General features: G+C 67.1%; 12 protein-coding genes. 5 read left to right on the top strand and 7 right to left on the bottom strand.

Annotated features, from left to right (window positions below; genetic code table 11):
• Window positions 1-12 precede the first annotated feature (12 nt).
• On the bottom strand, window positions 13-1,548 hold the full coding sequence (locus OXK16_08385; GenBank protein ID MDE0375963.1) for a VanW family protein: 1,536 nt from the start codon (window positions 1,546-1,548) through the stop codon (window positions 13-15).
• A 45-nt stretch (window positions 1,549-1,593) separates the two neighbouring features.
• Window positions 1,594-2,652 (bottom strand): hypothetical protein, encoded by a 1,059-nt coding sequence (locus OXK16_08390; protein ID MDE0375964.1) that lies wholly within the window; start codon window positions 2,650-2,652, stop codon window positions 1,594-1,596.
• A gap of 192 nt (window positions 2,653-2,844) precedes the next feature.
• Between OXK16_08390 and OXK16_08395 the strand changes: the two genes are divergently transcribed.
• Both OXK16_08395 and OXK16_08400 read left to right on the top strand, forming a co-directional pair.
• Window positions 2,845-3,384, top strand: coding sequence for a GNAT family N-acetyltransferase (locus tag OXK16_08395; GenBank protein MDE0375965.1), 540 nt, complete (start codon window positions 2,845-2,847; stop codon window positions 3,382-3,384).
• A 133-nt stretch (window positions 3,385-3,517) separates the two neighbouring features.
• Window positions 3,518-4,744 (top strand): MFS transporter, encoded by a 1,227-nt coding sequence (locus OXK16_08400; protein ID MDE0375966.1) that lies wholly within the window; start codon window positions 3,518-3,520, stop codon window positions 4,742-4,744.
• Here OXK16_08400 and OXK16_08405 read toward each other — a convergent pair.
• The gene (locus OXK16_08405; GenBank protein MDE0375967.1) at window positions 4,723-6,003 is read right to left on the bottom strand and encodes an MATE family efflux transporter; all 1,281 of its coding nucleotides are present in this window, start codon (window positions 6,001-6,003) and stop codon (window positions 4,723-4,725) included. The two genes, OXK16_08400 and OXK16_08405, sit on opposite strands and share 22 nt — an antisense overlap.
• Before the next feature lie 252 nt (window positions 6,004-6,255).
• Here OXK16_08405 and nth point away from each other — a divergent pair, with 252 nt between their 5' ends.
• The 3 genes from nth to OXK16_08420 are packed head-to-tail and all read left to right on the top strand — an operon-like array spanning window position 6,256 to window position 8,014.
• Window positions 6,256-6,942, top strand: a complete 687-nt coding sequence (gene nth / locus OXK16_08410; protein MDE0375968.1) for an endonuclease III — start codon at window positions 6,256-6,258, stop codon at window positions 6,940-6,942.
• Between the two features lie 48 nt (window positions 6,943-6,990).
• Entirely contained in the window at window positions 6,991-7,551 is a 561-nt protein-coding gene (locus OXK16_08415; protein MDE0375969.1) for a phosphoribosyltransferase family protein, read from the top strand.
• Window positions 7,544-8,014, top strand: a complete 471-nt coding sequence (locus tag OXK16_08420) for a PaaI family thioesterase (protein MDE0375970.1) — start codon at window positions 7,544-7,546, stop codon at window positions 8,012-8,014. Before OXK16_08415 ends, OXK16_08420 begins: the two co-directional genes overlap by 8 nt.
• Before the next feature lie 9 nt (window positions 8,015-8,023).
• Here OXK16_08420 and OXK16_08425 read toward each other — a convergent pair whose 3' ends face one another.
• From OXK16_08425 to OXK16_08440, 4 genes are all read right to left on the bottom strand, one after another.
• Window positions 8,024-8,344 (bottom strand): hypothetical protein, encoded by a 321-nt coding sequence (locus OXK16_08425; protein ID MDE0375971.1) that lies wholly within the window; start codon window positions 8,342-8,344, stop codon window positions 8,024-8,026.
• A 46-nt stretch (window positions 8,345-8,390) separates the two neighbouring features.
• Window positions 8,391-9,245, bottom strand: a complete 855-nt coding sequence (locus OXK16_08430) for an S-layer homology domain-containing protein (GenBank protein MDE0375972.1) — start codon at window positions 9,243-9,245, stop codon at window positions 8,391-8,393.
• Between the two features lie 182 nt (window positions 9,246-9,427).
• Complete coding sequence (locus OXK16_08435; protein ID MDE0375973.1) at window positions 9,428-10,603, bottom strand: SwmB domain-containing protein; 1,176 nt, start codon at window positions 10,601-10,603, stop codon at window positions 9,428-9,430.
• Between the two features lie 159 nt (window positions 10,604-10,762).
• Window positions 10,763-11,040, bottom strand: a 278-nt coding sequence (locus OXK16_08440; GenBank protein ID MDE0375974.1) for a 2-amino-4-hydroxy-6-hydroxymethyldihydropteridine diphosphokinase, incomplete at its 5' end; no start/stop codon positions are given.

An 11,040-nucleotide genomic window follows, 5' to 3' on the forward strand; every position in this document is an offset into this window, starting at 1 on the left:
CCCCGCTGTCGCTCAGAACGGCTGCGGTCCCACCTCTCCGTTCTCCTCCTCCTCCTCGACCGGTTGCTCCACGGGGGGACACGTGTCGCTGATCACGCACGGGTGGGCCTCGATGATGGCGCGGACCGGTCTGTAACTGACCCACCACGACTGATCCCTGTCCCGGCCGTTGACGGTCACGGTCCGGTCGACACGCACCGTCCAGCCCTTCCGAGCCGGTTCGATCACGATCGACTCACCGATCCCCAGATCCGGGTTGGAGATGTACCGGGTGGAGGGCGGGTCGACGTAGCGGTAGGGACGGGAGACCTGGCCGGTGACCACCCGGGCGTCCGGCCCGCCCTGCGTCAGCACGTCCAGGGTGTGCCAACCGTCCTTCCACTCCCCGATCACGGCTCTCCCATCGTTGTCCCCGTACAGTTTCACCGTCAGGGAGGTGTCCGTGTAGTCGCTCACCACCAGAACCGGGCTCTGGGTGTCGTTCCGGAAAGACAGGTCGATGGAGGGGTAGTCGAGGGTCCCCTCGACACCGGGTGGGTAACGAGGGATGTACACGCTGTGAGGCCGGGCGTAGCTGCCGATGAACCCTCCCCAGAAGATGGCGTTGTACATGGTGGCCGCGTACTGGCTGATCCCCCCACCGACCGTGTCCGATACCCGATCCACCACCCAGGTGTCCGCCGGCAGGTATCCCTTGTCGACGGTCCGCCGCCCTACCAGCCTGTTGAGGCTCAGCCGTTCGCCCGGTTGCACCACCGCACCCGTCACGGAGTCGGAGAAGAGCTCGAGGTTGGCAACCCGCGGCTCGCAGCAGTCGTGATGGATGGTGTAACCGGAGATCAGGTGACGGATCCCGTGCTCCTCCGCCACCTGCTCGTAGACCGCGGGAGGCGCCAGGTCGAGCGCCCTGGCCAGGAAGTTGACCATCTCGACCCGGGTGACCGGCTCGTTGTGACAGAAGCTGAGCCCGTCGTCGGAACAGGCGGTCACCAGCCCGGCCGCCACCGCCGAATGGATGTTCGGGGAGTGCACCGTCCCGGCCAGGTCGGTGAAACCCATCCGCTCGGCGGGCTCCAGACCGAACGCTCTGGTGAGGAAGGTGGCCATCTCCCCCCTCGTGACCGGGCTGGAGGGGCAGAAGCGCGGCGGGATCAAGCCGCATCCCTGGCTGATCCCCAACTCGGCGAGCCGCTCCGGGTAGCCCGACCACCAGGCCTCCTCGTCGACGTCGGTGAAGCGGCCGGGGCCGGGACCGGGCTCGTCCAGGTGGTCCACCGCCCTGACCAGCCAGACCGCCATGACCCATCGCCCGATCGACTCGTCGGGACAGAAGCGTCCGGTTCCGCACTCGGTCCCCTCCAGTATCCCGAGCGCGTCGAGGGCGTCGATCATCGCAGCGTCGATACCGTCGGCCGGGACATCCGCGAACGGGCGGCCCTCTTCGGTGTCGGTGGGTAGCACCGCTGCCACGTCCGCGCCCACCGGTTGCAGGGCGATGGTGGCAAGTGCCAGCACGAGGCCGGCCATCAGAACCGGCGGTCGCCTCATCCTTGCCGGTGGGCGGCGGGTTGGGAACCGGGCGCAGGGAACAGGTCAGACCTCTTGGAAGACGTAACGAGCCAGCACCTCGAGGCGGTCACCGAAGCCGCCCGGATGCAGGTACCAGAGGGTCGCGGCCACGGTGGAGAGCATCGGGTTGCCGTCCTGGGGTGTGAAGCAGAACCCGACGATGCGGTTACCTCCCCGCACCGCCAGCGTCTCGACCGGAACCACCGTCTGGCTGAGAATGCGCCCGTAATAGCCGTGGTCTCGCCCGAAGGAGAAGATCTCGCCGGCCGAGCGCTTGTAGGTGACCGCCACCCGCGGGTTGTCCATGAGGCGCTCCTGGGCCTCCTCAACGGTGATCTCCCGATCCAGCACTATCTCGAAGTGCAAGGCGTGCATGTACTGGCTGTTGACCTTGATCGCCGACGAGAACAGGTCGAGGTCCTCTCCGACCGTCCGGAAGAGGTGGTGGGCATCCCGGGCGTGGTGGGTACCGAATCTCCCCTTGGAATGGGTCCCAACCTCCGGAGACGGGATGAACCCGCCGGCCTGGCTGATGTCATTGGCCCGGCGGATACAGAGGAAGGACCCCTCGACAATGTGGTTGGTCCCGTCGGCGTCGAAGCCGAGGGTCTTGAGAAGCACCGCGATGTTGTGGGTGTTGCACGACACGATGTGGAGGAAGCGGTCCTCCTCCCGGTCGAGAGCCTGGTCGTTGATGCCCCGCGCATACATCTTGCCGAAGCCGAACTCGGAACCCTGGGCCAGGAACCCGCTGACACCCGACGCGCTCCGGTAGTACTTGTCCTTGTTCTCGTTGCCCGCCGGCGTGCAGTCGACCACTACCGTGGCCCGCTCGATGGCTTCCCACGCCTCCAGCTTCGGTGCGTGACCCAGTTCCTCGAAGCCGGCCCACCGATCCTGGTCGACCGACAGATGAGCGCCGCGGCTGACCAGATCGTTGACCTTCCCCCGCTCACGGAGCAGGGGCGTCCGCTTGTGGAAGGTGACCTCGTCGATGCCGAAAGCTTCCTGGTTATCGGCCATGAGACCGATCAAGGGCTCCCCAATGGTTCCCGTCCCCACGATATGCACGATCCTGACCATTCAGAACTCCCGCTCGACCATATCTGACGGGTTCTCATAGTAGGCACTCGACCGCCGGATCGCAGGTCGGACTGCCTGGCGACCACCCACCATTCGCCCCCAACCGGCGGCGCGGATGCGGACGTCGGCAACGTGTACCGTTGACCCCTGGCCGGATTGCCAAGCCGGCCCCGCAGAGACGAGGAGGCTCCGTTGATCACACCCGATCGGCCATCGCCCGCCGACACCGGCCCGGCAATCCGCGAGTTGGGGTCCGGGGAGCGGAGGGCGGCGGTCGGGCTGATCAACACGGCCGCCGGTTGGTACCGGGAGTTCCTGCCGCCGGAGCAACTCCACACTCCCGAGATGGACGAGTCCGGCTGGGATGCCGAGGCGGATCGGATGACCTGGTGGGGCGCGATCTCGGACCAGGGCCTGATCGGGGTGACGGGTAGCGAGCCCATCGGGGACGTGGTGCTCCTCCGCCACCTGTACGTCCTCCCCGAGCACCAGCGGAGCGGTGTCGCCGGCGCCCTGATCCGCCATGTCGAGCAGACGGTGCCCGACCCGACCAGGATGATCGTGGCCGGAACCTACGCGGACAACTACAAGGCCCGCGGTGTCTTGGAGAAGAACGGCTACCGGCCGGCCGCCGACTCCGAGTCCGTCCTCCGTACCTACTACGACATCCCCGAGGACCGCCTCGTCAGCTCGATCGCCTACGTGAAAGCGGTTGGCTCGCGAGGGCGATGATCGCAACGTCGACCATGAGGGTTACGGGTAACCTGGTCGGGATGGTCCCTGTGACACCGGGTTCGCTCGCCGCAACGAGCCCCAACCATCACCCCCGGCGGTCCATCGTACGCTCGCGCACGGGATGGATGCCTTGAGCTCCCTGATCCGCATGTTCGGGCCGGCTGCCGGATACCGCCGGGATGACTGGCGCTTGCTCGGCCTGATGTATCTGGCCGGCCTGTTCCAAGGCTTCGCGCAGACCCAGGCCGTCAACACGCTCCCGTTCGTCCGGCTCACCTTCGAACTGTCCAAGTCCGACATGAGCTACCTGTTCGCCATCGCTCGCATCGGCTCTCTGGTTGCCGTCGTCTACGCGGTGTTCGGAGACCGCTGGGGGCGTAGAGGTCCGTTCCTGATGGCATACCTGATGCTCATGCTGGCCACCGGAGCCACGGCAGCGGCCTTCTCCCCCACGGTGTACACCGCCCTGCAGGTGGTCGCCCGCATGGGTGCGGCCGCGATGGCGATGCTGGCCACGGTCCTGCTGGCCGAGCAGGTCAACTGGAACAACCGAGCCTGGGCGATCAGCCTCTATTCGACCGCCGTGGCCCTCGGGTCGGGAGCGGGACTCCTCGCCCTCCCGATCGCCCAGACCAGCGAGACCGGTTGGCGCCTCCTGTTCGCGGCGTCGCTCGCCGGCCTTCCCATCTACCTGTGGTTGAGAGGGAGGGTCGAGGAGAGCAGGGTGTTCCAGTTCGACACCGGCGGCGGTGTGTTCGCCCCGCTCTTCGGCCGCTCTGCGGGGCGGTTCTGGCTGGCCGGCATCTACAGCCTCTCGGTGAGCGCCTTCTCGGCGGTGGCGGTGACGTTCGCCCTCGAACGTCTCGTCAACGGTCTCGGCCTGACCTCATCCGATGCGGCCCGCATCCTGCTGATCGGCGGCACGCTGGGAGGGACCGGCTTCTTCCTGGGCGGGCGCATGGGTGACACCCTGGGACGCAAGCCGGCCATCCTCCTCTCGCTGGTCGTGGGGCTGGCGGGCGGGATCGGCTTCTACTGGACGTCGAGCAGAGACCTTCTCATCGTGGCCGCGACGCTGTCGGCCTTCGGAAGCTCGGCCGCCCTGCCCGTCAGCGCCGCCCAGCGAACCGAGCTGTTCCCCACCGCCATCAGGGCCACCGCCACCCAATGGCTGCACACCCTGGCCGTGCTCGGGTCGATCCTCGGCCTGACCATCGCCGCCACCACCATCGAGCTCTGGAGCCTGCCGATGACGGTGACCGTGTTGGGGGTGGGGGTCCTCGTGGCGATGCTCGCCCAACTCCTCATTCCGGAAACGCTGGGCGACGAGATGGGTCACACGACCACCAAGCGGTAGCGCGGGTAAAGGGTTGCCAGGCGAAGGACGTTCATGGCGACCAATGCCCACCAGACGGCGCTGATCGATCCGGCCATGAGCAGCAGCAAGCATGCCACCGCCGCGACGAAGACCATCGCCTTGGCCATGTAAGTGAAGTCGGTGGCGCCGATCATGATCCCGTCCAGCACGAAGATCAGGCCGTTCAGGGGCTGGCTCAGGGCGATGATCGGTATCAGGGTGATCACGAGCGCGGCCACCGCCGGGTCGGTGGTGAACCACCCGGGCAGGTGTTGGCGCATCAACCAGAAGGCCGCGGCGAGAAGCATGCCCCAGCAGAACCCCCAAAGGAGCATCCGTTGGGAGAACCGGCGCGCAGCCGCCCGGTCGGTGGCGAGATGGCCCGCCACCAGGTTCTGGGCGGCGATCGCCACCGCGTCGACGGCCAGGTTCAGGAAGATCCATACCTGCACCGCCACCTGGTGGGCAGCCACCTCGGTGTCACCCAGGCGGGCGGCCACCGCCACGGCGAGCGTGAGGGTGGCCACGAGCGCCGAGGTCCGCACGAACAGAGCCGACCCGGCGCTGATCAGTTCCCGCAGGTCATCCCACCGGGGCCGGGCCCGGCGGAGCACCAGCCCCGTGTGCCCGGTCAGGAAGTAGTAGAGGAAGGCTCCACCACCCAGGGTCTGGGCGATCACCGAAGCGACGCCGGCGCCCGGCAGTCCCCAGCCGAATCCGAATATGAACAAGGGATCGAGAACCAGGTTGACGAGGCTGAGGCCGACGCTGATGAACATGGGAGTGCGGGTGTCGCCCACCCCCCGGTACACCGAGTGCCCGACGGTGATCATCAGGATCGCGGGCAGGCCGAGGCCGCGGATCCGCAGGTAGGAGATCGCATGCGGCGCCACATCCGGTCCCGCGCCCATCAGGCCGACCAGCTGGGGGGCGGCGCCCTCGACCAGGACCAGCCCGGCTGCGCCCAGCACGGCAGCCACGGTCAGGGATTGCACGGCCACTTCCGCGGCCCGCTCGTGGTCGCCGATCCCGATCGCCCGGGCGATGAGCGGGGTCCCGGCATAGGCCAGGACGATGAAGACGAAGAACGCCAGGCCGAGGATGCCGGTTACCACCCCCATGGCGGCCAGGGGAACCTCGCCGAGGCGGCCCACGAAGGCGGTGTCGACCAGCGCCACCAGGGGCTCGGCCGCCAGCGCGCCCAGAGCCGGAACGGCCAGGCGGGCGATGGTGCGGTCGTCGTCGGTTATGCGGAACATGATGAGCCCTGGAAGCTTATGGCCTGTGACCACCGTCGACGCGCAATCTGGGACGGACGGACCCGAGGCAGTGGTCTGTCTGTGGAGTGGCGGTGTGTTATGGCGTCGGCAGCGGTGTTCCTCGCAAGGCCCGCTGACGAAGGCGTACCCGAAGGGTACGTTGAGGAGGCGGAACGCAGCGACGGGACGCCGATGGCAGCCAGAACACGCCAGGTCATTCCGCAGACAGACCACTTATCTAACCTGAGAATCATGGCAAGGGGTGAAGTTCGGGCGGACGGGACCGTTCCGACCGCAAGGGAACGGGGCTACGCCCGGCGCATCGTCAACCGGCTGGCCTCCCGCTACCCCGAGATCGCGACGGCTCTCGAGTACGCCAACCCCTTCGAGTTGCTGGTCTCGACGGTCATCTCCGCCCAGACCACGGACGAGAACGTGAACCGGGCCACCCCCGAGCTGTTCGCGCGCTGGCCCACGCCCGACGACCTGGCCACCGCCGACCCCGAAGACGTCGAGCGGGTGATCTTCTCAACCGGCTTCTACCGCCAGAAGACCCGCTCGATCATCGCCCTGTCACAGGACCTGGTGGAGCGGTATGACGGAGTGGTTCCCGATGAGATGGCCGAGTTGGTGACATTGAAGGGGGTGGGACGCAAGACCGCTTCGGTGGTGCTGGCGGAGGCGTTCGGACAGCCGGCGATCGCGGTGGACACCCATGTGCGGAGGATCACCAACCGGCTCTCGCTCACGACCGAGGACGACCCCACCAGGATCGAGCAGGACCTGAAGGCCCTGGTGCCCCGCCACGAATGGCAGCATCTCTCGATGCGGATCATCCAGTTCGGCAGGGACGTCTGCAGCGCTCGCAAGCCCCGGTGCTGGGAGTGCGAGCTCGCCAGGCTGTGCCCGTTCGAGCCGAAGTCCCTCCCGCCTGACTGAGCCGGCCCCCGGCGTCGGCGGGCCTGGTGCGGGTATCGTGCAGGCCGCATGGACCTGGAGCGCTACATACTCGAGCGGTCAAGCGTCAGCGGTGAGATCATCAGCGCCGACACCTTCCTGAACCACCGGGTCGACCCCACCGTCATGGTCGAGTTCGGCCGCCGGATCGCCGAGATCGCCGCCCCGCTCCGGCCGGATGTCATCGTCACCGCCGAGGCGAGCGGGATACCTCCCGCCCTGACCGCCGCCACGCAGCTGGGTCTCCCCATGGTCTATGCCAAGAAGTACGTCCTACCGGGGCCCAGGAAGGCGGTGAGCAAGGAGGTGCGGTCGGCCACCAAGGGCTTCGAGTACACGATCGAGATCCGCAGGCACGTGCTGGAGCCCGGAATGAGGGCGCTGGTCGTGGACGACTTCCTCGCCCAGGGACGGACCGCGGTGGCGCTGGGCGAGATAGTCGAGGAACTCGGCTGCGAGATGCTGGGGGCGGTCTTCGCCATCGAGAAGGCCTGGGTTGGCGCCCGTCGCCTGATCGAGGAACGGGGTTGGCCGGTCTGGGCGGTGACCAGCGTGGCGTCGGTCGACGGCGGCGTGATCCGGTTTGGCTGAACCTGTCCCGCCGGTCGCCGACATAGTCGATGCCCTCAGGCGACACACCGGGGACGAGTGCTTCGCCTGCGGGCGGACCAACCCGATCGGACTCCACATCGACGACTTCGACATCCGGGGGGACGACGTGGTGGCGACGTTCACCGCCCGCCACGACCTCCAAGGCACCATCGGGAACCTCCATGGCGGGATCGCCGCCACCGCCCTCGACGAGATCCTGGTCTGGGCCGGGATCCTCCAGGAGCAGGTCTTATGCGTCACCGGGAGGCTGGAGCTGCGCTACCGCCGCCCGGTCGGCGTCGCGGGGGTGATCGATCTCCGGGGCCGGGTCGAAGAACGTAGGGGCAACCGGCTGGTGATCAGCGGATCGCTCGACACAGGTGACGGTGGCATGAGCGTGACCGCCAAGGGCCTGTATCTCGTGAGCCATACCATCGCCGAGCTCATGGAGCAGACCGGCTGAGGAGGTCGGTTACCGGAGGCGGTCGGCCCAGTCGGCCAGGTCCGAGTAGCGGGATCGGGCTCTTGCCCAGCGGCGGTCCTTCTCGACCCGGCTGACGATCCGGGAGATCACCCGGACGGCGGCGGCAACCATGAGCAGCGCGAGGCAGATGCGGGCCGCCACTGCCGGTCCGGTCAGGAAGGCGGTATCGCAGCTGGCGAGACCGTCAGCGCACAGGCCGTATCCCGTACCACCGGTCAGCAGGCTGATCAGCATCACCAGGGGGATCACCGCCAGCAGCAGGGCGACCAGGATCAGCAACCCGCGGATCGCCTTCAGGAGACCTATCACAACCCGGCAGTCTATAGGGCGAAAGTGCTACCGCCCCGTCACCGCCTTAAGAACCGTCGGCGGTCTCGGCGCGGTGCAGGAATATGGCCATCTGGCCGCGTGTGGTGTCGCGGTCGGGGCAGAACCCGGTCCCGTCGCCGCAGCCCGCCGTGATGCCCGACGCCGCGAGCCTGGCCACATCAGCCGCGTACCAGGCGTCGGAGGCCACGTCGCTGAAACCGGGGTCGGGACCCTCGGGCAGGTCGTAGGCCCGTGACAACAACACCGCCACCTGCGCCCGCGAAGCGCCGCGGTCGGGGCAGAACCCGCGGCCGTCGCCGCATCCGGCGGTCACACCCAGCTCAGCCAGCCGCTCGATGAACCGGCCATGGAAGCCGGCCGGGTCCACATCGTCGAACCTCGACTCGGTGATCGGGCGGGGATCCCTTGCGTCGAGGAGGCGCACGATCCACACCGCCATGGTCTTGCGGTCTACCGGCCGGCTGGGGCAGAAACCGTCAGCACACAGCGTGCCGTCGAGAACGCCGGAGGTGTGAAGGTGCGCTACCGGCTCCGTATATGAGGCGTCCACCACCACGATCTCGCGGTGCCCGAGGACAGCCACGCTGGCCCGGGCGGAATCCTCGATAGTCCCCGACAGAGCGAACACCCCGTCGGTGTCGGGCGCGGTCAACGTGTAGGTGAACGCAAACGTCGAGGACGGCTCCGGGTTCAACAACAAGAACCGGACCACACCGCCGTCCTCGACGGTGACCGCGGCCTCAGGCAGGCTCGAACCCGAGTAGGTCCACCCCTCGGGCAGCGCCTCGCTGACCCTGCCGAACTGTCCGAAGTCCCGCGCCCTGATCCGCACCTCCACCTCACCGCCGGGCTCCACCACAGCCGCGTCAAACGTCCGCACCGCCCGATGCCCACCCGCACCAGCCGGCACCGACAGGCACAACACAGCCGCAGCCGCCGCGGCAACAACTAGCACCGCGACCGCGGCAGGCCTTCTGCCCGACATCAGCCCTCTTCGCATTCTTGATGCAGTGGTGCCGCTGTGGTGCGGTCAACTACACCAACCATCGCAGACCCGAACGCTCAGGAACCTCTGCACACCTTGGCGATCGGATCCCAGTTCCGCCCGTGGATGGTGGTGCCCTGAACCACCCCGTTCACCCTGACGGGCTTGCCTCGTAGCTGCGGGTTCGGATGATCCTGCGGATGCAAATCGGCCCTGAACAACGGGGCCAGATTGCCTTTCTCGTCCCTGAAGAGGCACTTCTGGTTGTCCGGCACATCAGGGTCATCCCCATCAGGATCATTACGTCCAGCATCGTGTTGTGGAAGAGGCTTCACAGAAGGCACCAGGTCATCGTCATGTGAGTAGTCGACACCGGGCCGGTGCCGCCTCACCGGAACCCACTGCCCGTCGGGGGTGCACGCCCAAAAGAAGTCCCCATAGTCGTTCTCATGAAACCCGGGCTGGGGCTCGCCACCACACATATTCTGCTTACCCCAACCCCAAGTCTCACTCGTATCTTCTATGCACCTCTCCACCCCTTGGAACTGGTAACAGAACCTCTTGGGGAACCCTTCGCCCCCCCAGCCCCAGTTCTGGGTCGGGTACGACTCCGTCCCGTCCGGGTTCACCACCTTCCTCCCCCACGCCGTGCGGCCCTCAGGCACCACATCATCCAGCCGACCCTCATCGACCACCTCCAGCAACGCCTCGTGGTAGCTCTGGGCGTCGCCATGGAACCCCAGAATGGAGCGATTGACCCCGGCCAACGTCCCCGTGCCGGAAAAATACGACTTCAACGCGGCGTAGACGTCCTCGCGGGTATATGGGACCGTCACGACCTGAGTGAAGCTCTCCAACACGTTGTTGTCCGCGTCACGCAGGCGATGGTCGGCGCGCGCGTCCTTGTTATAGGACACTTTGACGACGGCGCCAGCGGGAGGCGCCATCGCCAGCCCGACCCATAGGTGCCCGAAAGTGTGGTGGGGGTCGACGCTAACGATTGTCTGGGGGGTGCCGTCAACCGTGACGCTGAACTGGACATGATTCCAGTTCATGCCTATCGGATCGCTCCCCGATAGATTCTCGCTGAAGGTGATTGTCAGTTCGGCACCGCTCACTGTGACTCCGGTGACGTACGGAGCGTTCTGCGCTACTGCGGTCCCTGGAGTGAGCAGCAGGGCCAGGGCCGAGATGGCGGCGAGCCAGACCCCCCCCCCGGCGGATTCGCTTAGCGGCTCTGTCTGTGCAACCAACCTGCATCGAACTCATGACCTCCCCGCCCGACTCGGCATGATGCGCGAAACTTCACACACAATACTCGAATCTCATTCATGATGCGTGAAACTTCATACATCAGGGGCAAAGCAAACATCAGCGATGCCGATCTTCACGGTGGACATGTGACCGAAGGGTCAGTTGGGAGCGTCGGCGCTTCGGCTGCGGTGGCCGGCGTGCGGCCAGCCGGGCACCGTTACCGGGGCCACCCCCTGGCCGGACACGGCCTCGAGCAGATCGGCCACCGGGGTGCCGTCCGGGTCGCGGGCGTCGGGCCACGCCTCGACCAGGGGTTCCAGGACGAAGCGGCGCTGCCGGTAGCGGGGATGGGGAACCTCCACGGACGGCGTACGGATAGTACGGTCGCCGTACAGGATCAGGTCGAGGTCGATGAGCCGGGGACCCCATCGCGGCC

The organism is bacterium (genome assembly GCA_028821235.1).
GTDB lineage: Bacteria > Actinomycetota > Acidimicrobiia > Spongiisociales > Spongiisociaceae > Spongiisocius.

What these genes read in the sequence shown, in the direction of transcription:
- OXK16_08390 (MDE0375964.1), bottom strand. Translation starts at nt 2,652, where the DNA reads ATGGTCAGGATCGTGCATATCGTGGGGACGGGAACCATTGGGGAGCCC.
- OXK16_08415 (MDE0375969.1), top strand. Translation starts at nt 6,991, where the DNA reads ATGGACCTGGAGCGCTACATACTCGAGCGGTCAAGCGTCAGCGGTGAG.
- OXK16_08405 (MDE0375967.1), bottom strand. Translation starts at nt 6,003, where the DNA reads ATGTTCCGCATAACCGACGACGACCGCACCATCGCCCGCCTGGCCGTT.
- OXK16_08385 (MDE0375963.1), bottom strand. Translation starts at nt 1,548, where the DNA reads ATGAGGCGACCGCCGGTTCTGATGGCCGGCCTCGTGCTGGCACTTGCC.
- nth (MDE0375968.1), top strand. Translation starts at nt 6,256, where the DNA reads ATGGCAAGGGGTGAAGTTCGGGCGGACGGGACCGTTCCGACCGCAAGG.